Below are 22,821 nucleotides of genomic sequence, written 5' to 3'. Positions count from 1 at the left end.
ATGGGACCGACGCAGCCCGAGAACCGCTCGTTCCTCGGTCGGGGCTGGTCCTTCCCGCCGGCGTTCGACCGGCGGGTCGGCGGAGTCCGGATGCTCGACGACGAGGACGACATCGTGTCGAGCCTCCAGATCCTGCTCTCGACCGCGCCCGGCGAACGGATCATGGTCCCGCAGTACGGCTGCAACATGGACGAGCTCGTCTTCGAGAACCTCGACACCCGGATGCGAACCCTGATGGCCGACAAGATCGAGTCGGCGATCCTCTACCACGAGCCACGCATCGACCTCGAGCACGTTCGTGTCGAGGACGACCCGGCCGAGGCGATCGGGGGTTATCTCCTGATCGGGGTGATCTATCGCGTCAAGGCCACCAACTCGCGGTTCAACTTCGTCTTCCCCTTCTACCGCGACGAAGGCACCGACATCAACCTCACCACGACGGTGCAGCTCCTCCCGGAGGCGCCATGACCTCCTGCGGCTGCTCGGTCAGCCACGACCCGGGCCAGCTGCTCCGCGACGGCACGGACCAGGAGCAGCGGGCACTCAGCGCACCCGACCCTGCCAGCGCTCCCGTCGACGATCGCCGGTCCGAGCACGCGATCGTCTTCGCAGCCGCCTACAGCAGGTACCTCCGTTACGTGGGGTTCGACGACACTGTCGACCCGGCCGACCCGGACTGGCACCAGTTCTTCGGCTCCGACATCTCCTCGCTACTCGCGGTCGTCGCCGTCGACCGCGTCGATGCCTACCGGACGGCGCTGCAGGGCTGGCTTTGTCGTCTCGAGGACCCGCCACTGACGGGGTCCGAGGCCGACATGAAGGAGGCGTTGGGCGCGATCTTCGACGCCGTGGGGAGCCTCGCCCGAGGCATCGACGCCGTGGCCGTGGCACTACCACCAGCGGATCCGCTGCGTGCGACGATCGTCAACCTGGTGCGCGCGCAGCTGAGCCCCATGCTGCGTCGCTTGATCGGGTACCACGTCGCCGGCCAGGCCCTCGGGGTCGTCGACCCGGCCGTACCCGCTCCCAGCGACGTCCGCATCCTCGGCCGGTCGGTGGAGCCGTTCCAGCGTTTCCTCGTGGACCCCGGCGCTGCGCTGTCCGGGGAGTGGCCCGCCGGCGTGGACCTCCCGAACTGGGCGTCGTACGTCGCGGTGGACCCACTCCCCCACACGGACGCCTACGGGCAGGGCGCCACGGTGGTCGACCGCGCCAACCACCTCGCCACCCACCACCTCTTCCGTGCGATCTGCGAGTCCTTCCTAGGGGCGTACGCACGCGTCGTCGACGGCGCCCGGACCGCCCTGCATGCGAGCTTCGACTCGAACGGCCACCAGCCCCACTACGCTCTGTTCCTGGCTTTCGTGCGCCTGCTCGAGCACACTCGCACGCAGGCGAATCAGCTCACGGCGCGGCATCTCGACCACTACTACCGTGACGTGCTGCGCCTGAGGGACCTGCCCTCGGAGTCGGGCCACGCCCACGTGCTGGTGGAGCTCGCGAAGCACGTCACCTCCCACCGGCTGACGGCCGGGGCGCTGCTGCGGGCGGGCAAGGACGACGTCGGCGAAGACGCACACTTCGCCGTGGACACCGACGTCGTGGTCAACCGCGCCTCGGTCGAACGGCTCGCCAGCGTGTATCGGCACCACGACACTCCCGGTGAGCGGTTGCCGCTCGAGGACGGTCGGCTGTTTGCCTCGCCCGTTGCGGAGTCGGGTGACGGTGTCGGCGGCGAGACCGACGCCGTCGGGGGGTCGTGGCACCCGTTCGCCAACAAGAACTACGAGCACGGCAGGCTGACGGGGATCCGGATGCCGCCCGCCGAGGTCGGCTTCGCCATCGCGTCCCACCACCTGTGGCTGGCGGAAGGTGAGCGCACCATCGTGGTGCGGCTCCACACCTCAGCAGCGATCGCCGGCGGGAAGACGGCCGCGGTCGACCTCCGGTGCCGCCTCACCACGGCAGACGGGTGGCTCGAGCGCAGCGTCGCCGTCCTCTCCCTGGACTCCGAGGGCGGCGAACTGCAGATCGAGCTCGGCGGCAACGACCCGGCCGTCACGCCGTACGACGCCGCGACCCACGGCTACGGCTTCGACACCCGCCTCCCGGTCCTTCTGATCACGCTCCACCATCACCCCACGACCCCGTGGACGACCTACACCGTGCTCGAGAAGGTCGAGCTCACCGGAGTGACCCTTGATGTCCGGGTCAAGGGTCTGCGGTCCCTCGCCCTCGCGAACGACCAGGGACCGATCGACCCGTCGAAGCCGTTCCTGGCCTTCGGGGCCGTGCCTCGGGAGAACAGCGCGCTCGTGGTCGGCTCGACCGAGGCGTTCCAGAAGTCCCCGGGGGACGTCACGCTGCACACGACGTGGATGACGAGTCCCACCGCCTACGGGAGCCCGGGGACGCCCCAGGTCACCGCGGAGGTTCTCGACGCCGGCACCTGGGAGCCACTGTCCATGCCGTCAACGGACGTCACCGCGACGGTCCTCGAGATCGGTGCGGTCCCCGCCCCGCACGACACCGACCCGGTGCTCGAGCAGGGTGTCGCCTACGACACCGGCAGCCGCAGCGGCTTCATCCGGTTGCGGCTCGACACCGGCTTCGGCACCGAAGCCTATCCGCTCGCCCTTGCCAAGTGGATCGCCGCCGGCGCCGGTGACGGTGAGCCGAGCCCCGTCCCCGTCCTGCCGTTGCTGGAGTCGCTGACGCTCGACTACACCGCGACGCAGGAGCTCACCCTCGCGGACCCGACAGAGGCCGCGGGGCGCTTCTTCCACATGATGCCGTTCGGGCACCTGGCGCCCTCGCCAGCACCGTTGACAGGGGCACTGCCACTACTCCCCCGATTCCTGGCCACCGGCGGCACCGATGCCCAGGCGGCCCTCTACATTGGGGTGCGCGACCTAGCCCCACCCCAGGACCTGACGCTGCTGTTCGAGGTGGTCGACGGGTCGGCGAACCCCCTCGTCGTCAAGCCCGACGACCACCTCCACTGGAGCTACCTGTCGGGGAACGACTGGGAGCCGTTCCCCACCAACGCCGTGTCGGACAGCACCGACGGGCTGCTCTCCTCGGGGATCGTCACGATGTCAGTCCCCGCCGACGCCTCGACCGAGCACACGGCGCTCCCCGCCGGACTGCACTGGATCCGGGTCGCGGTGGCCGAGGCGCCCGATGCCGTGTGCCGGCTGCTCACGGTCGCGGCGCAGGCGCTGCGGGCCACGTACGTCGACCGCCGCAACGGATCGTCCTCCCACACCCGGCAGCTCCCCGCAGGGACGATCACCAAGCTGGACCCGCCCGAGGCGGCGGCGAAGGGTGTCACCCAGCCGTTCCCGACGTTCGGTGGTCGGCCGGTCGAGTCGGCCGAGGCGTTCAGGTCTCGCGTCAGCGAGCGACTCCGACACAAGGACCGGGCCATAGCGCTCTGGGACCACGAGCACCTCGTGCTGGCCGCGTTCCCCGGGATCTACCAAGCCCGCTGTCTGAACCACACCCGCTACGAGCCGAACACGTCGGGCACGGGGCTCTACCGTGAGTTGGCACCGGGGCACGTGACCGTCGTGACCATCCCCGACCTCGCGGTGGCAGAACGCCGCGACCCGCTGCGGCCCGCGACCAGCCTGCGGCTGCTCGGCGAGGTCGAGCGCTTCCTCGCGGCACGGATGTCGTGCTTCGCGACCCTGCACGTGCGGAACCCGCGCTTCGAGGAGGTCCGCGCGGGACTCAACGTGCGGTTCCGCCCCGGTGTCGATGAGACCTTCCAGGTCCAGGAGCTCAAGCGGGAGATCACGCGATTCCTGTCCCCGTGGGCGTTCCGCGACGACGCCCGACCGTCCTTCAACGGCCGCATCGCCAAGTCGGTGCTCGTCAACTACGTCGAGGAGCGGCCCTACGTCGACTACGTCACCGATGTACGCCTGACGCACATCGACCCGGACGGCGGGATCGAGAGCGGCGACCTGGACCAGGTCGTAGGGGCGCTCGCCATCTCGATCCTGGTGTCGGTCCCGGCCGAGCAGCACCTGGTGAACGTGATCCGACCCGACCAGCCCGCGTCCGGTGAGCGGTGTGGGTGCGACCCGGAGGCCGCCCGATGACGACGAATCCTGGCCCCCTCGACGGCGGAGCCACCGCGCTCGACTTCTACGCGCTGCGCCGCGAGGGCGTTGGCTGGATCCAGCAGGCAGGGAGCGACGACTGGACCGACTACAACCTCCACGACCCTGGGATCACCATCCTCGAGGCGCTGTCGTTCGCGCTGACAGAGCTCGCGTACCGGACCGAGTTCCCGATCCCCGACATCCTCGCGTCGGTCGTCAGCGGCACGAGCCCGCAGGATCCCTACCCCGACCAGACCTTCTTCTCGGCGAGGACGATCCTCACCGTCAACCCCACGACCCCGGCCGACCTGCGGCGCCTCCTGATCGATCTCGCTCCGGTTCGCAATGCGTGGTTGCTGTGCAAGGCGTGCGCGTGCGACGCGTCGTACTACGCGTGGTGCGAGGACGACGAGCTGGTGCTGTCCCATGACACGACCGGGCGCCCCGACACCGCCTCCCCTGCCGTGCGGGTGGAGCCGCGCGGCCTGACCGACGTGTTGCTGGAGCTCGAGCCCCATCCCGACTTCGGCGACCTCAACAACCGCACGATCGTCCGGCGCCGGGTGGTCACTGACGCGGAGCTTCGTCGACACATCGTCACGGTCGAGGCCACGTTCCCCGACTGGCGTCTGAGCCGCCGCGACGAGCGCGACCGACTGGCCCGGGACGACCGGCCCATCCAGGTCACCGCCTCAGGCCCCAACCGCACCAAGGCCGGCACGACTCCCGTCGACGACGCCGAGCTCAGGGCGAACTGGGGAGAGGTGTTCTACGTCGACCTCACGATCGTGCTCTCGGACACGACGTCGATCGACATCGACAACGTCTCGGTCCGGATGTTCGGCAGCTCGGCGGCCCGCGACCGGATGACTGTGGAGGACCTCATGGCGTGGCTGGCCGATCCGCGTGCCGACGGGTTCGCCGATCACTACCGGAGGAAGCTGGCCGTCGTCGACGCCGGGATCAGCACCGCCCGGGTCGCGCTCGAGCGCCACCGCAATCTCGATGAGGACGTCTGCCGCGTGGAGCTCGTGGAGATCGTCGACGTCGCGGTCTGCGCCGACGTGGAGGTCGAGCCTGGAGCTGACCTCGAGCTGGTCCAGGCACGCATCTGGTTCGAGATCCAGCGGTACCTCGACCCGCCGGTCGAGTTCCGCACCCTCGAGGAGCTGCGGGCGCGCGGAGTGCCCGTGGAGGCGATCTTCAACGGGCCGGAGCTCGACAGCGGGTTCGTCACCGACGAGGCGCTGGAGGGCAGTCAGATCCAGGCGGAGATCAGGGTGTCGGACATCCTCGACCGGCTCGTCGACATCGAGGGCCTCGTCATGGTCGAGCACGTGCGGCTCACGGCGTACGCCGGCGACGGCACCGCGATACCGGGCATCTCCGACCCGGGCTGGAACGCCGGGGCCCCCGTGCTCGATCCGGAGCGGACCACTGCCTCGTGGCTGATGTTCCTGCCAGCGCGGCATCGTCCGCGGCTCCACCGGCGCCTCTCGTCGTTCGCCTTCACGTCGGGCGGCCTGCCGTTCCTGCCCCGCACGGACGAGGCCGAGGACACGCTGGTGCAGCTGCTCGGCCAGGCCGCCCACCCGAAGCTGCTCGACACCGACCTCGACCTCCCGGTGCCGGTGGGGGCCCGTCGCGACATGCGCGCCTACCACCCCGTCCAGCACAGCCTGCCGCAGACCTACGGGTTGGGCCCGGCCGGACTGCCGTCGACGGCCTCGCCCGTCCGACGGGCCCAGGCCAAGCAGCTTAAGGCCTACCTGATGGTGTTCGAGCAGCTGCTCCACGACGCCTACCAGCAGGTCGCGCGGGTTGGCGACCTGTTCTCCCTCGACGCCGGGATCGACCACACCTACTTCACCGGCCTGGAGGGCCCGTCGCGGGTCGCGGGGTACGAAGACGTGGTCGAGGGGTTGACCAGTGACGCCCTGGCGGAGATGAGCGAAACCAGGACCGTGTTCGTCGAGCGGCGCAACCGGTTCCTTGACCACCTGCTCTCCCGGTTCGCCGAGACCTTCCGCGAGTTCGCCCTGCGGCTCGCGAGCATCGAGGGTACGGCGGCCGCCAGGGCCGCACTCATCGACGCGAAGCTTGCCTTCCTGCGGGCGCTGCCCGAGCTGGGCCACGACCGCGGCAAGGCCTTCGACCGGTCGGGCGAGCCAGACGACCCGGCCAACGTCTCTGGTCTCCAGCGGCGCGTGACCCTGATGCTCGGCCTGCCGGAGGTGAGCTTCTCCTACCGCGCGAACAAGCAGGCCGCCGCGCCGGGCTTCGCCCATGCGCTCCATCTGGATGCGACGGCGCAGGTTGTGCTTCATCCACCCCATGACGTCACCGCGGCACTGGCCGCCCTGATCACCGACGAGGACCTCGACACGTTGTCGGACTGGGGGCTCACGATCGACGACGCGGGCGTCGTGCTGACTCGCGTCCCCCCGGGCCAGCCACGCCAAGAGACGACGATGCCTCTCGATGGAGCAGTCGCCGACCTGGCCGCGGCCCTCCGTGGTGCCCGTCAGACCGCCCTGTCGTCGCTGACCCGGCCGGATCACTTGGAGGTCGGGCCGGTCGACGCCAGCGATCCGTCCAGCGCGTGGCAGATCAACCTCGGTGACCCCCTCACCGGGCTCACCGGAGTCGTGGACGGTGACTACCCGTCCGAGCGGACTGCCGCGGACGCCGCCGCCGACATCGCCGGCGCGGTCGCCCACGCCAGGTCGGTCGTGGTCGAGCACCTCCTGCTGCGCCCGAAGTTCCCGGGCGACGCGCTCTACCCCGCGTGCAGCGACGGGAACTGCTGCACCTGCGGCGACGAGGACCCGTACTCGTTCCGCCTCACGTTCGTCGTGCCGGGCTGGACCGCGCCGCTGAGCACGGACATCACCATGCGCGGCTTCGCGGAGCGGACGATCCAGGAGCAGACGCCGTCGCACCTGCTGATCAAGACGTGCTGGGTGGGCAACGACGGCTTCGTCCACGATCCCTGCGATCCGGTCGTGGACCGCCTCGCCGCCCTGTTCGGCAGAGCCGTCGACGACACGGACGCCGCGTGTGCCTGCGCGGCCGAGACCTACGAGGCGTATGCCGAGAGCTTCCGGAGCTGGCTCGCTGCGCACTCGCTCAGCGTCCTCCCCGCGCCTGTCGCGGCCGCGGCCCTCGCCGAGCTCTTCGCCGGCGAGGTCGACCTGACCGGGGTGTCCTGCGCCGACGCGGTCGACGACGCCCTCCGCGATGAGCTGCAGCAGCTGATGGTGGAACACTTCGCGGAGGTCGCCGGCCACGGCTACCAGTTCGAGCGCTTCCACGACGCGTGGTGCCGGTGGGTGGAGGCGGACGCGGCGGTGGACTGGCGCGAGGAGCGCTTGCAGGAGACCGTCCTCGAGGAGCTCACCGGCGCCGTGACCACGCTCGGGGCCACGCCAGACGCGCTCTGCAGGTGCGCCGCCACCGTGCTCGCCGGCTTCGGCGCCGTGTTCCGCGGCTGGATGGAGACCAACATCGCCGCCGGCCGCGAACCCGCTGGGTTCACGCCGTTCCCCGCCCCCGCCCTCGCCCCGTGCCCGGACCTGACCTTCGACGCCGGTGCGCTCAACGACCTGCGGGAGCTGCTGACGCAGCGCTACGGCCGGTACATCGAGGTGTCCTACCGCCTGGACCGGTTGGTGCACGTGCTCGCCGACCTCCGCAACACCTACCCGCGCGCGACGCTCCACGACTGCGACGCGGGATCCGACGTCAACCCCGTCCGCCTCGGACATTCGGCACTTGGGAGCAACTGACATGGACACGACGCAACTCACCTACCCGATGTTCGAGGCCAACCAGGTGCTCACGAAGGCGCACCTCAACGACCTGTTCGAGTACCTGGACGAGCAGCAGCGCCTCACCCGAGCGAACCTGATCGGGATCGGGGTCGTCTGTGGCCTAGAGGTCGAGGTCACCGGATCCGGGACCGTGCGACTGTCACGCGGATGCGGCATCACCTCGCAGGGGTACCTCGTCGTCGAACCCGCGGACCTTGAACTCGTGGCGGTGCGGCCCTACCAGCTGCCGGGCGACGACCCGTACCCGCCAGGTGGGCCTTACGCCCCGTTCGTGCAGCCGGGGACCGATCCGCCGCAGCAGTACGACATGTGGGAGCTCTTCCCCGACGACGACGAACCCGGCGCACAACCGCTGGGCTCCAGTGGCCTGGTGCTCGAGGACAAGGCGCTCGTGCTCTTCCTCGAGCTTCGCCGGGGCGGGCTGCGCACCTGTAGCCCGAACAACTGCGACGACCGCGGCTCCCAGGTGACCGCGACGGTGCGGCGTCTCCTGGTCGACACCTCCGACCTCCACGAGGTGGCGGCCGCGTCGCCGAACGTCGCGACGCTCGAGGGCGTGGGTGCCCGGTTGCAGCTGCCCGACCTTCGGATGCCGCGCTACGACGTCCCCAACTCGGGTCCGGTCGAGACCGAGGAGGTGCTCGCCGCCTTCCAGGGCCCGTTCCGCACCCACAAGCTGGTCGCGGCGACCGCCGCGGCACTCATGGCGGCGTACGACGCATTCCAGCCGCTGGTCCTCGGCCAGCATCCGACCAACCCCTTCACGACGTTCGTCAACCGCTACGGATTCCTCGACGCGAACCCGACCACGACCACGCAGGTGCGCTTCCTCCAGTACTACTGGGACCTGTTCCGCGACCTGCTCGCCGCCTACGACGAGGTCCGGTGGGCCGGGCTTGACCTGATGTGCGCCTGCTGCCCGCCCGAGGGCCTCTTCCCGCGACACCTGGTCGCGGGCGCGCTGGCACCGGTGGGCACCGCGCCCGACCCGCTCCGCCACCGCTTCGTCGCCTCGCCCGCGGTCGGCCGTTGCGAGCAGCGGACGGACCGGTTCCGGGTGCTCTTCGACCGGCTGGTCGCGATGACCCAAGCGTTCACCGATACCCCGTCGTTGCCCCCGCCGAGCAAGGCTGCCCCTGACCAGCAGATCAGGATCACCCCGAGCCACGCGGGGGACGCGCCCCTCGGCGTACGCGCCATCCCCTACTACTACGAGCAGGACGGCGCCCCTCCCCTGTACCGGCTGTGGGACCCGATCAAGACCGAGCGGCATCGGGCCCACCACAACGTGGGCTACCGAGCTGCCCAGCAGCAGCCCGCGCCTCCTTCCTTCGTCACCCAGCCGCTCGGGTTCGACCTCCAGCCCCGGGACTTCCTGCGGATCGAGGGCCACCTGGGCAAGGGCGTCCGTGACGTCGTCAGCACCCTGCTCACGCTGCGGAGCCAGAACCGGCTCCCCTTCGAGGTGGTCGCCCTGCGCACTGGAGCGTTCGACGAGGACATCGAGGTCGACCTCAGCAAGGAGAGGTGCCGGTTCGACGACCTCGACGCCCTCTACGCCGCCCTCACCTCCGAGCTGACCTGCTTCCTCGCCAAGCAGATCCAGTACTTCTACGACCTGCCCAGCGGCAAGCTCGTCGATGCGCCCGAGGTCATGCCGACGATCACCGTCCTCCGCAGGTGGGCACCGGCCTACCGCGTACGACCGGGCACGCTGGGGCGCGCCATCGAGGCCAACCTCAGCTGGACCCCCGGCACGCCGTTCGTGGGGTTCCTCCAGCCCGAGGGCGTTGCGCCGGAGGAGGCGCAACCGACCGACCAGCCCGACGTGGCATACAGCGTGTACGCGTTGACGACCGCCATGAACGACCTGGCCGACCGGGTCGCCGAAGACATCGGCTCCCTCGACATCACGTCGTTCGCCGAGCGGTACGCCCATCTGGTCGCGGTCGCGGGGCAGTTCGACGCCGCCCGTCGCCGGGTCCAGCTCGACCACCCCGGGCTCTCCGATCGGATCGACGACATCGTCTTCCGCTGCCGGCTCGACCCGCTGGAGTCCCTCGCCGCGGAGTACGAGCGGCGGCTCCGGGACGTCAAGCAGGCCCAATTCCTCGCCCACTACGCGCAGCACCACCCGGGTCTGCAGCACGGCGCCGGTGTCCCCATGGGCGGCACGTTCGTCGTGGTCTATCACGAGTCGCCCGTCACCCGCCGCGTGGAGCCGACCCGGGAGCTCCCGCTGGGGGTGCGGGAGGAGCTCGTCCGGCGGCCGCTCACCCGCGAGGGCGTGACACTCGGGTCCCGGGAGGCGCTCGCCGCGCGTCGCGAGGCCGACCCGCTCGACGGCGCCCTCGAGCGGCTCCGTCACAAGGTCGAGCTCACCGCCGACCCCGATATCCAGCTCATGGTCCGCACGCTCACCGGCAAGCCCCTCGTGCCGAAGGTAGTGAGCGGTCGGGGAGCCGCGGCACAGGTGTACGCCGCCACCGTCCGCGACCTCACGGAGGGCGAGGTGGTCGCGGACTTCTTCCTTCCCTACCAGTGCTGCTCGCACTGCCCGCCAATTCAGTACACCCTGCCCCCGGTGCGGCTCCGGATGAATGTCGCAGTCGCCTGCACCGGGGACGACGGGGCCGCGGACGTGACCGTGACCGTGGAGGGTGCGAGCGGCAAGGTGTCGGTGCGGGTCGACGACGGCTCCTTCACCGAGCTCACTGGACCGCTGCGGCTGGCGGATGGTGAGCACACGATCACGGCGCGCGACACCAGCGGTGCCGAGACGACCCCGACGACGATCACGGTCCCGCCGGTGCTCGCGATCGGTGACCCCGAGGTGACCGTGGACGCAGCCCGGAAGACCTTCCAGGTCGGGTTCGAGATCACCGGCGGGACGCCGCCGTACGTCGCGAGCCCCGGCACCGTGGCCGGGACCGTCTACACCAGCCCGGCACTCCCCACGACCGAGCGGCTGACCGTCACGGTGAGGGATGCTGCCGGCTGCGTGGCGGAGCGCACCATCGAGTCAGGTGTCGAGCTGTGCACCCTCCCGTGCGGCGGTGCCGCCGAGAGGCGGGGACACCGCTGGTGGGTGCCCGAGGCGAGGGAGGGACTGCCGCTCAACGACTACCAGGCCGGGGTCGAGGTGTTCCGCGTGGTCGAAGCCGACGGGACGGAGCACGACCTCACCGACCGGGTCGGCGAGGTCTTGGCCCACGGCACCAGCCCGATCCGCTCCACCACGTTCCTGCCCGTCGTCACGAAGTGGCTGGAGGCGGTGAACGCGGTCGTCGCCGAGGAGGTCGGCTCCGACCAGTGGCTCGTCATGGCGTATGAGTCCGCGGCCGAAGGGACGTCCACGGGCGTGCTGTGGATCGACCGGCTGGTGTGCCTGGAGCTCGAGTTCCGGATCACGGTCTCGTTCCTCCAGGGTCGCGCGGAGCACAAGATCTCCGTTGTCTACCACTCCCAGGGCACCGAGGTGGCCACCGGCCAGTCGGCGGTGCACATCCCGCCGTTCGACGGATCCACGTCCAACAAGTGCGAGTCCGACGAGCAACACCCGGTGTGCGACGGCACGGACCTCAAGGTGGAGATCCACCAGGAGCGCCTGGACGAGCGCGTCGTGGGACTGAAGGCCGAGGTCACCAGCGGGTCGGTCGACGCCTTCCTCTGGGAGGTCGAGGAGGCGGAGCCCTCGCTCGCCAACGGCGACCACGTCGTCGTGGCCTTCCGCGACGTCGACCCCGGGCCGAAGTCGGTCCGCCTGACCGCCTACGACGAACGCGGCTGCTCGGCCGTCTTCGGCACCGTCATCGAGATCGACGGCTGAGCCATGGCCCTCCCCGCCACGATCGCCGTCCGCCGCCACGTCCTGGAGGTCGAGGTGCGTGGCAGCGAGAGTGACGGGCTGCTGGTGCAACGACACCTGTCCGGCACGGTCCACGGGCTGGTTGCCCGGGCACTGGAAACCGCCCTGGCGGGCGTCGTGCCGGAGGACGACCGCCTTGTCGTCGACCGGCTCGACATCGAGGTCGACGACGTGCCGTACGACGCGCTGGACGATGCCCTCGCCCAGGCGGTCCGCCGCGACGTCGAGGCGTTCTTCCGGCGTCACCTACCCCCGCCGGACAGGCGCACGGGCCGGTCGGCTCACGCGCCGGACCCGACGACCGGCGCGAATGGCCCGATCGTCCGATCGGGCCCCGCAGCGACGGTCGAGGAGGCGTTCGTGGCGTTCCTGCGGGACGGTCGGCTCCCGTGGGCGTTCCGTCCCGCGCACGATGACCTCGAGCGGGCCGTCTCGGAGGCCTGGGCCGGCGACATCCTGGCCGACGCGCTCGGCCGGGAGGCACTGGTTCATGCCCTCGATGCACCGGTGGTCCGGCTGCGCGTGGTCAAGCAGTTCTCCGCGTCGTTCGTCCACGACCTGGTCGACCGCGTCGCGCCCCGCGTGGCGGGCCCGCTGGCCGAAGCCTCCGGGTTGCGGGCAGCCCCTGGGCCGGACGGGCCGCGGTGGTGGTCGGCCTTCCTCCGCCAGGTCGAGCTTGCCGCCCTGACAGCGGTCGCGGAGCGGCGGACGGTGACGGCCCAGGAGCTCGTGCGACGGGCGCTGGCCGCGCTACCGGAGCAGGTGCGGGCAGATCCTGAGCTGGCGCAGCATCTGGGGCGACGATGGCCGCGTGTCTCGCTCGACGTTCCCACGACCCTCGCGCCCGAGCGACCGCGTGCGGCACGCGCGGCCGTGAGGGGCAGCGCCCATGAAGCCGGCCGGATGCCAGCGGGGGCGACGGGGGACGTCACCTCCCTGCTCGTCGATCACGCCGGGCTCGTGCTGCTCCACCCGTTCCTGCCTCGCTTCCTCGCGGGACTCGGGGTGACAGCCGGAGAGGAGCTGCTCGATGCCGACCGGGCGGTCGCGCTCCTGCATCACCTTGCGACCGGGGACGCGGTGGTGCCGGAGCAGGCGACGCCGCTTGCCAAGGTGCTGTGCGGCATGTCGCTCGGGGAGCCGGTCGAGCGCGACCCGGACCTGACCGAGGACGAGGTCACCGAGGCGACGGCCCTGCTCGAGGCTGTCGTCGGCCACTGGGAGGCGCTTCGGAACACCTCGCCCGACACGCTGAGGGCGGAGTTCCTGACCAGGCCCGGGACGCTGTCGGCGGAGGGCGGCGACTGGGTGCTCCGGGTCGAGGACCGGTCGGTCGACATCCTGCTCGAGGAGCTGCCCTGGGGCATCTCGATGGTGCGGACGCCCTGGATGGAGCGGATGCTGCGAGTCGAGTGGCGGGCCTGACGTGCGCACGGCATCCGCGAAGACACCGAGGTCCCACTCGGCCTCGGTCCACCGGCGGGACAACTTCTTCAAGGGGTCCGGGTCGGCCGGCTTCTTCCGCTCGGTTGCGCGGTCGAGGTCCGCACCGGAGGTGCAGCCCAGCCTCACTGTGAGCAAGCCGAGCGACCCGCTCGAGCGCGAGGCCGAGGCGACCGCGGTGGCGGTGAACCGGATGCCCACCGCGCAGGTGCAGCGGAGGACCGAGCCCGGTGACCAAGTGCAGCGGACCGGCGTGGGGGCGCCGGCGTTCGCGCCCCAGGCACACACGGAGATCCAGCGCGCCACGACGGGCGGGCAGGCACTGCCGAGCGGGGTCCGCGATGACATGGAACCCCGGTTGGGCGCCGACCTCGGCGACGTACGGATCCATGCCGACGAGCAGGCCGCCAGTCTGAGCAACCACATGAGTGCGCAGGCCTTCACCTACCGCAACCATGTGTTCTTCGGGCGCGGTCAGTACCAGCCGGAGATCGACTCGGGTCGCCACCTGCTCGCCCATGAGCTGACCCACACCATCCAGCAGGGCGCGACCGTCCAACGGCAGGCCGTGCGGAACGACGTGGACCAGCGGCGGCCGGAGGTGAGCACCCCCGGTGGCACGCCGACTGTGCAGCGCCTCGGCGTGCAGGACGCCCTGGACTACTTCGCTGACAAGGCTCACCACATCCCGGGGTTCCGGATGCTGACGCTCATCCTCGGGTTCAACCCGGTCAACCAGCGCTCCGTGGCGCGTACGCCGGCCAACTTCCTGAGGGCGCTGATCGAGCTGGTGCCCGGTGGCGCCCTCATCACCCGTGCACTCGACAACCACGGCGTGATCAACGAGGCAGCAGAATGGGTCGACCAGAAGGTGAGCCAGCTCGGCGACATCGGCGGCCAGATCGTGACCGGACTGGGCCGGTTCATCGACTCGCTGAGCTGGACCGACATCTTCGACCTGGGCGGAGTGTGGGACCGCGCCAAGCGCATCTTCACCGATCCGATTGGCAGCCTGATCTCCTTCGGCACCGGCGTGGTGACCGAGCTCCTCGCGATCGTCAAACGCGTGATCCTCCGACCACTCGCCGCGCTCGCCGAGGGCACGCCCGGCTACGACCTGCTGAAGGCCATCCTGGGTCAGGACCCCGTCACCGGCGACCCGTACCCGCGAACCGCCGACACCCTCATCGGCGGTTTCATGAAGCTGATCGGTCAGGAGGAGGTGTGGCTCAACATCAAGCGCGGCAACGCAGTGGGGCGGGCCTTCGCCTGGTTCCAAGGTGCGCTGGCCGGACTGTTGGGCTTCGTGCGTTCCATCCCGGCCCACATCGTGCAGACCCTCCGGTCACTCACCTTCCAGGACGTGGTCACCGTCGTCGGTGCCTTCCGCAAGATCGCCTCGGCCTTCGTCGGGCTGGCCGGGCGCTTCTTCAGCTGGGCCGGCGGCCAGGTGCTGAGCCTGCTCGAGATCCTGTTCTCGGTGGTGGCGCCAGGCGTGATGCCCTACATCGCCAAGGCCAGGACAGCCTTCCACCAGATCCTGCGCAACCCGATCGGCTTCGTGCGGAACCTGGTGCGCGCCGGACGGCGCGGCTTCGAGAAGTTCGCCGGCAACATCGTCACGCACCTCAAGACCGCCCTCATCTCCTGGCTGACCGGCCCGCTCGGCGAGGCTGGGGTCTACATCCCCAGGTCCTTCAGCCTGGTCGAGGTGGTCAAGCTGGTGCTGTCGGTGCTCGGACTGACCTGGCAGAACGTCCGCGGCAAGCTGGTGAAGATCATCCCCGACCCCGTCCTCGGGGCCCTGGAGAAGTCGGCGGCCGTGCTCACCACGCTCGTGACCCAGGGGCCCGCAGCCGCATGGGCGCAAGTCCAAGGCGAGCTCACCGAACTCAAGACCCAACTCATCAGCCAGGTCACCGGCATGATTCAGACCGAGGTCGTGAAGGCCGCCGTCAAGAAGCTGGTCAGCATGATCAACCCCGCTGGAGCCGTGGTGCAGGCGATCATCGCGATCTACAACACCGTCTCCTTCTTCATCGCGAAGGCGCGCCAGATCGGCGCCGTCGTCGCCTCGTTCGTCGACTCGATCTCGGCCATCGCGGTCGGCAGCGTCGAGGCAGCGGCCAACCGCGTCGAACAGACGATGGCCCGCACCCTCACGGTCGTGATCGCGTTCCTGGCGAAGTTCGCCGGTCTCGGAAACATCCCGGACAAGCTGGTCGGGATAGTTCGGAGGATCCGGCAACCCGTCGACAAGGCGCTCGACAAGATCGTGGGTTGGCTCGGCGGGCTGCTGTCCAAGCTCCTCGCCTCGGCGCGGGAGGGTGCGAAGCGGCTGCTCATGTGGTGGAAGAAGACCGAGCCGGTCACGGGAGGCGAGCAGCCCCACACCCTCACGTTCACCGGCGAGAAGCGCTCGGCCAAGCTGGTCATCCGATCCGAGCCCGAGAAGCCGTCGGCCTTCCTCACCAACGAGCACGACCGCCTCAAGCAGGACCCAGGCAAGCTCACGAAGCCGCTCGCGGCGACACAGAAGCACGAGGGCGACATCGCCACCCTCCAGACGTTCCTCGCGTCCGTGGACGACAACGAGCGTGCCGCAGCGGCCGGCAAGCGGGCGAAGGAGGCAGACGCCAAGTCGGCCACGCTCGACACGACGCTGAAGGCCCTCGCCAGCGTGATCGGCAAGGCACTGACGGAGTGGGGCGGCGACGGCGCGATGCCGGACACCATAGAGATCGAGCGCTCGGGCGGCTTCACCGTGACCCAGAAGGCCGGAATCGCCCGCGAGTACCTCGCCCAGAAGGCGCGCCTCGTGGGGAACGCATTCGCGAAGACCTCCCACCTCGTGAAGGACGCCCGGGGCCGCGAGGTCAACGTCGCCGCCGACATCGACCGCCGACATGTCGTGTCGTCGGACGACATGGCCAAGCACTACGGAATCTTCCTCGCGAAGAAGCCGCTCTCGGAAGCCAAGCTCCTGCTTGAGCAGCGCGGGTCGATCGAGGGAGCCCGCCAACCGGTCGAGGGCAAGAGGCCGACCGCCCAGGCGGTTCTCAAGGCTGCCGTACGCCGCTACCGCCGCTTCTTCGGCTACGCGAAGAACATCTTCCTCGGCGACAGCAGCGAGAACCGCTCCATCCAGCAGTACCTCGACGCGGGCCATCCCGAGATGGCGCGACAGAAGCTCCGCGACCACGTGCAGCGCATCAAGCGGGGCTGGGCGCTCGACTCGAGCTTCACCCCGTCGGAGAAGTGAGGTGATCATGGACGAGATCGCTCGGCTCACCCGGGACCTCCAACGGCTCGAGGACCTGGTCGGCGATCGGCTTGCCACCCACCTGGGCAGCGTGTCGGGAGAGGTGCCTTCCCCGGCCGAACGCGGCTTCGAGCTGGACCTCTTCTCCGTGCTTCGCCCTGGGGAGCCGCTCACCCCTCCCGAGCACGTCGTGCTGCTGCTCGCCTTGGCGCCACACCTGAGACCCGCCTTCTTCGACACGCTGATCGCCCGCCATTTGCCCGAAGGAGGCGACCTACCCGAGTTCGGCGGCGTACGCCTCGAGTCCTACCGCGGCGTGCTCGCCACGGGCGAGACAGCCCAGTTCGTCATCGCCGGCGACGACATCGGCGGGCGCCTCGAGGTCCAGCGGATGTTCACCACCGCGCACTGGTTCTCCCGACAGCACCTGCTCTGGCTCGAACGGGTCCGCGAGGGCGCGCCAGCGACGAGCGGTCGTCTGGTGCTCGACCCCGAGGGCGTCGAGTTGATGACCACCGGGACCGCGACCCTTCCCGGCTTCAGCACCGACTTCCCGGCGGAACACGTCGGGACCGAGATGAACTGGGACGACGTCGTGCTTCGTCCTGACACATGGCGCCAGATCCGCGACATCGAGAGCTGGATGCGCTTCAACGACACGGTGCTCCACGAGTGGGGCATGGGCAAGCGGGTACGCCCCGGTTACCGCGTCCTGTTCCACGGCCCGCCGGGGACCGGCAAGACCCTCGCCGCGGCGCTGCTCGGCAAGGCGACCGGTCGGCCGGTCTTCCGCGTCGACCTCTCCCGGGTGGTGTCGAAGTACATCGGCGAGACGGAGAAGAACCTCGCCGGCCTGTTCGACAAGGCCGAGGGCAAGGAGTGGATCCTCTTCTTCGACGAGGCGGACGCACTCTTCGGGAAGCGGACCGACATCCGCGACGCCCACGACAAGTACGCCAACCAGGAGGCCTCGTACCTGCTGCAACGGATCGAGACCTTCAGCGGCCTCGTGATCCTGGCCACCAACAGGCGCAGCAACATCGACGAGGCGTTCCTCCGCCGGTTCCAGTCGGCCGTCTGCTTCCACCCCCCGACGCCCGAGCAGCGACGCGAGCTGTGGCAGCGATCCTTTCCCGAACAGGTCGTGGTCGACGCGGACGTGGACTGGCGCGACATCGCGGGACGCTTCGAGCTCACGGCAGCGTCAATCGTCAACGTCTCACACCACTGCGCCATCGCCGCTCTCGACACCGACATGCGGCCCGTGGACCGGTCCATGCTGGAGGGAGCGATCATGAGGGAGTTCGTCAAGGACGGAAAGATCGTCTGACCCACCCCGCGAACGGACCGGACATGAGGGCCTCCGAATTGGGAGCGGTGAACTAGACGGCTCCACTCCACAACCGCAGGCCTCACCTGTCAGGCCGACTCACCGCCCCGCGGCGGGACAACTTCCCTGGACATGACAACTAGGCGGCCAGAACAACGTCGACTCGACCGTCGATGCCCGACCGAATCTCACCCGCCAACCGGGACACCTGCCAGCGGCCATATTGGGAGGTAGCCGCCGTTTGACCCGCCACCGTGCTGCGTCCTCGTGCCCGTGGCGTTGCTGATCGTTGGGATCGCGGCCCTCGACGCCTCTTGGCGAATCCGTCCCGGTGGAGAACTACAGAACTGCGGTCGTGGATGCCGATCAGCTGATGGTTCGTTCCGGCAGATGCGCGTTGGGGCGCCCACCGCTTCTGGATGCATTTTCCTGGTCAGCGATGGCGCGAGCTCGACGGATCGCCTGCCGGGCGTGTGCAGCGTCGCGCTTCTGCGCGTCAGTGCGCGGCTCGTCCAGCGTGCCGCACGTGTCGACCTGGTAGCGGTCGCGGTAGGCGGCGACTGTCCTGACCTCGTCCAGCCATCGGCTATGGGCTGCGTCCGTTGGAGGTGGCGTGCCGAGGCGCTTGAGCCAGGGCTCGTCAGCCTCGAAAGCCTCGTCAGCGAGTGCCACGGCTCGCGCCTCCATCAGCAGCTGCCGCTCAGCCAGGGCCGTGCTCATCTCCGGGCTCATCGGGCCCTCAGCCACGGGGATCAACCCGACGATGTACTTCGGCTCGCGCGGGCGCATCCCGCGGCCAAGGCGCGCAGCCCTGCGGAGTCGGCTGATCAGCACCGCTCCCACATCGTGGGCGTCTTCGAGTGATCGCTGTGCAATGAGCGCCGGCAGGAGCTGGTTGACGTCGTGACGATTCGCCTCGGCACGGCGCAGCTCGGCCGTGAGAGGGCCGAACGAGTCGGACTGGAGCACCGAGGCCAGTTGCTCCTCGGTCAGTCCACAACCATCCAGCAAGCTGACCCACCGGTCGCGTTGCGCGACGGCCGCGATGGTCTCGTACTCCGCCGAGAGCTGCGCGATGGATGACCACCGATCCTGCTCGGCAACGAGCGTCTGGTGGGCGGACAGTTCGACTCCGGAGTGCTTCAGCACGCCGTACAGCACGGTGCGGACGCTGACGTCGTCGGGCTCTGGCGGGGCGTGCACCTCATCGGGATGGTCGAGAGCGACGTACGCGACGTTGGCATCACTCCCCCGCGTCATGGAGACATAGAAGTTCTCGCGCGTGGTCGCAGACGAGACGACGACGTGTGCCGTGTCCACGGTGATGCCCTGGGCCCGGTGAGCCGTGACGGCGTACCCGAGATCGACGTGCTCCGCGACGTACGCCGCCGGCAACGTCACGGAGTCAGTGTTCGAGGCTGCGTCGCTGGAACCGAGCCTGGATACGGTCATCGATTCGTCGTGGTACACATGGGTGACTCGCCAGCGGTCGCCGTTGCGGACCCACCCCCCGCACCGCCCGCCGTGCATGGGGTGCAGGCGGCGGTCATTGCGGCGAGTGATGACCAGGTCTCCTATGGATGCCCCGGCGCCGTCGCCCAGGCGCACCTCGATACTCCCCGCTGGACCGCCACCAGCGATGCGCTCCGCGCGTGCCCGTGCGTTGAGGCGCTGAACTGTCTCGGATGCTTCGGCCACCAGGATCGTCGTGCGACCGGATCGGACGTCGTCGCGCCACGCGGCGTAGGCGGCATCCATCATCTCCTCGGTGGTGCCCTCCCGGACTCGCTCGTGCTGGACGTACGTGCTGATGATCTCGGTGCGACCGGTGCGCAGGTCGAGTGAGGCGGTCTTCTCCCATCCGTGCGTGAAGCGGTGGACCTCGGTGAGCTCGGGGACCTCGGGACGGGCAGAGACAAGGAGCGTGAACGCCCCTCCTGCCTCGACGGACTGCAACTGCGCCCAGTCGCCAACCAGCAGCACCTTCGCACCCGCTGCGGCCGCGAGGGCCGTGATGCGGTCGAGAGCGAGGGTTCCGGCCAGCGTCGCCTCGTCGATGATCACGAGCTGCCCCGACCGGAACCACGCGCCTCCACCGTCATGGTCAGCGTCGCGGTTGTGGTCGTGGTCGTGGAGCCACTTGGCGGTGTTCTCGCACCCGATCCCGAGGTCCGCGGCCAGCACCTGCGCCGCCACAGCGCTCGGAGCGAGACCGACGACACTGCCCTTCCCGTGCACGGTCGTCCAGGCAGTCTTGAGGGCGTGCATCGCGGTCGTCTTGCCCGCACCGGCGGGTCCGACGAGGAGGTCGACCTGCCGCCCGGACACGACGATCTGCGCGAGCGTCTCAACCTGCTCGGCACTCAACAGGTGCTGCCTGCGCGCCACCCGCTCGATCACATCGCGGCCGACTGCCGGAGCGGTGCGGTCCTCGGAGCGAGCCAACAGCTGGTCCTCGGCCGCCAGCAGCTCCGCAGAGGTGAAGACGACACTGTGCCGTGGCCGGAACACGGTGCTGCCGTCCTCACGCCGGAAGACCTCGGGACTGATGGCCAGCTCGGGTGGCGTCAGTCTGAGAGACTCCTGTTCCGCGGCGTCGACGACCATCCCGACGACCGCCTCACGGTCCTCCGCACTCGCGAAGCGCCACCCCATGGTCTGCCTGGACGCCTCGGCCCACAGGTTCCAGTGCCGCCAGGTCGACCACTTCTCGCTGACGGCACCGACCACCGAGACCCCGACCTCAGCTATGACCTGCAGCGGGATGTCGTCGGCCCGCAGGGTAGGGCGGGCGACGGGACGGGCGGTGACACTGCGTGCCCACTCCACGGGGCTCTGTCCGAGGATCGTGTGCGCCCGTCCCCGCCACTCGCCTGTGAGATCGAACAAGGACCGGACGACCTTGTCCGGACGCGTCTCCAGGGTCGCCTTCGCGCGCAGCTCGATGATCCGCGTCGCGGACGGGCGATGCCCGTGCCGGTCGACGTACTCGGCGATCAGGCGGTCGGTCTCCTTCTCGATCATCCGCGAGCGGGAGGAGAACTCACCGATGAGCGACTCGGGTACGCACTCGAGTTCCCAGGCCGGGTTGTGGTTGTTGCCTCTGTCGCGCTGTTCCCACTCGATCCCGAAGGCACGGGTGATCCGGTCGGCGAGGACGGCGTTGTAGTGCGCCGACAGCGCGACGACGGCCGCATGGAGCGGGCGCCCGTCCAGGCTGCGCCAACGCCCGTCCCCGGCGGTCTTGACCTTGTTGGAGATGACGACGTGCGTGTGGAGCTGCGGGTCACCCACACGAGAATCCCAATGGTCGTACGCCGTCGCGAGGATCCCGACGATGTCGGCCTGTGCCACGGCACCGTCGCCGGCGTCCACTCCCCTGCGGGTCGTGGCGACCTCGCGTTCCAAGAAGGCGATCACTTCTTCCATCGCCTGGTGGTGGGCCTCGAGGATGAGTGCCTGGGTTCCCGCGTCGGCGACGCCCCACAGCACCGAGACCGACTTCGGGACGCTGAAGGTGAAGTCGTAGCCCGCGACAGCACGGCGGGTGCCGGCCGCCACCTCTTCGCGCGTGATCTCGGCCGCCGCCTCGCGCCGCTGCCCGGCGCTGAGATCACGAGGAAGCTTTGCCACCCGAGCCGCCACCCGGGCCTTCACCCCGTCGTACTCCGGGAACGCCCGCCCCAACGGTGAGCCGGTCACTGGGTCCCGACCTGAGCCGAGCAGCAGTGCGAGCTGCTGGGGCGTCACCTCGTCGCCCTGCCTGACCAGCCCGTTGCCGAGGGCGTGGAGCCCCGAGCCCAGCCAACGACCCGGCGGTGTGCCCTCCTCGGCGTAGTACCTCGTGAGTGCGGTCGACTCGCCCATGTCGCGATCGCCCCGGACCACGCTCTTGAGCAGGTAGTCGTATCCCCTGCCCGCCGACATCACCCGCATCGAGATAGTCACCGACGCACACCTCCTTGGAATGCAGGTGCCCCGGTTGTTCCACAGTCCGACCAAGCATCGAATTGTCCACAGGCCGCAGGCCCACAGAACCCCCCTCGATCTGCAAACGGTGTATGTCGATAAGGACGAACTGCAGGGCGAGGACGGGCGGAGGAGGATCAGCCTCAGCAAGTGGATGCGGGCGGGCAGAGCGGCCATGAGCCAGGCGCGCGAAAGATGCAACGTCAGGGCGACGCTTCGATCGCGCTTCGGTCACGAGCCAGCTTCTGTAGCCCGCACTCTTCACCGCCGCCACGACCATCGCTGTCGACGCGAGCGTTGACGACCTGGTGGCCGGCGCCGCAAAGCGGTAGGTCCGAACTGCTGACGATCCGCCCCACCAAGGCACATCTCAGGGGATCAGAAGGTCTGCACGCCATACAATTGACTCGAAGGGCACTGGCTGCGGTTTAGGCGCCATCGCACACCCTTCGAGCCCCAAGGGCCCGCCACGCAGAGAACCCTCGTAACGGCGCCAAGTGACATCGTCACGCGGCCACTGCAGACCTTGGGACTGCTGCACGGACGGGTGACAGTTTTGGTTAGGCCGCCTGGGTGGCGGTTGTCGTCATGATCAGCTCGTATTCGACCGGGGTCAATCGTCCGAGAGCAGCCTGCCTCCGTCGACGGTGGTAGGTCTTCTCGATCCACGTGACGATGGCGATCCGCAGCTCCTCTCGGGTGTTCCAGGCGCGGCGGTCGAGCACGTTCTTCTGCAACAGGGCGAAGAACGACTCCATGGCTGCGTTGTCGCCGGCGGCGCCAACGCGGCCCATGGACCCGACCATGTCGTGGCGGTTGATGGCGTGGACGAACTTCCTGCTGCGGAACTGGGACCCGCGGTCGGTGTGGACCACACTGAATCGCCCCGGGTCTGGTGGAGGCTCTCAATCCATGGAGGATGAGAGTCATGGCAGCACCCAGGAAGTACCCCGACGAGCTGCGTGAGCGAGCGACCCGGATGGCGGTGGAGCTGCGGGCGGACC

The 22,821-nt window shown here is 69.5% G+C and carries 8 protein-coding genes and 1 pseudogene; 7 read left to right on the top strand and 2 right to left on the bottom strand.

The features are described 5' to 3' along the window. The 7 genes from IEZ24_RS10970 (at position 1) to IEZ24_RS10940 (ending at position 17,848) form a co-directional block, all read left to right on the top strand. Entirely contained in the window at positions 1-468 is a 468-nt protein-coding gene (locus IEZ24_RS10970; RefSeq protein ID WP_207206728.1) for a GPW/gp25 family protein, read from the top strand. Beyond that, a complete protein-coding gene (locus IEZ24_RS10965) occupies positions 465-4,109 on the top strand; it encodes a baseplate J/gp47 family protein (RefSeq protein ID WP_129454071.1) in 3,645 nt (1,214 codons plus the stop codon). Before IEZ24_RS10970 ends, IEZ24_RS10965 begins: the two co-directional genes overlap by 4 nt. Continuing rightward, entirely contained in the window at positions 4,106-7,900 is a 3,795-nt protein-coding gene (locus IEZ24_RS10960) for a hypothetical protein (protein ID WP_165356012.1), read from the top strand. The genes IEZ24_RS10965 and IEZ24_RS10960 overlap by 4 nt, the downstream gene beginning before the upstream one ends. Position 7,901: 1 nt before the next feature. Then, a complete protein-coding gene (locus tag IEZ24_RS10955) occupies positions 7,902-11,774 on the top strand; it encodes a hypothetical protein (protein WP_129454072.1) in 3,873 nt (1,290 codons plus the stop codon). Between the two features lie 3 nt (positions 11,775-11,777). Next, positions 11,778-13,238, top strand: a complete 1,461-nt coding sequence (locus tag IEZ24_RS10950) for a contractile injection system tape measure protein (protein ID WP_129454073.1) — start codon at positions 11,778-11,780, stop codon at positions 13,236-13,238. Between the two features lie 148 nt (positions 13,239-13,386). Beyond that, positions 13,387-16,518 (top strand): eCIS core domain-containing protein, encoded by a 3,132-nt coding sequence (locus IEZ24_RS10945; protein ID WP_207206729.1) that lies wholly within the window; start codon positions 13,387-13,389, stop codon positions 16,516-16,518. Positions 16,519-16,525: 7 nt separating this feature from the next. Beyond that, complete coding sequence (locus IEZ24_RS10940; protein ID WP_129454074.1) at positions 16,526-17,848, top strand: ATP-binding protein; 1,323 nt, start codon at positions 16,526-16,528, stop codon at positions 17,846-17,848. Positions 17,849-18,214: 366 nt separating this feature from the next. Here the strand turns inward: IEZ24_RS10940 and mobF are convergent, their stop codons facing one another. Further along, entirely contained in the window at positions 18,215-21,796 is a 3,582-nt protein-coding gene (mobF, locus tag IEZ24_RS10935; RefSeq protein WP_207206730.1) for a MobF family relaxase, read from the bottom strand. Positions 21,797-22,377: 581 nt separating this feature from the next. Further along, positions 22,378-22,695 (bottom strand): annotated as a pseudogene (locus tag IEZ24_RS10930) (transposase); the annotation flags it as partial. Positions 22,696-22,821: the final 126 nt, after the last annotated feature.

Origin of the sequence: Nocardioides ganghwensis (assembly GCF_014779655.1) — a bacterium.
Taxonomy (GTDB): domain Bacteria; phylum Actinomycetota; class Actinomycetes; order Propionibacteriales; family Nocardioidaceae; genus Nocardioides; species Nocardioides ganghwensis.
This window is presented reverse-complemented; position numbering and strand designations above follow the sequence as displayed.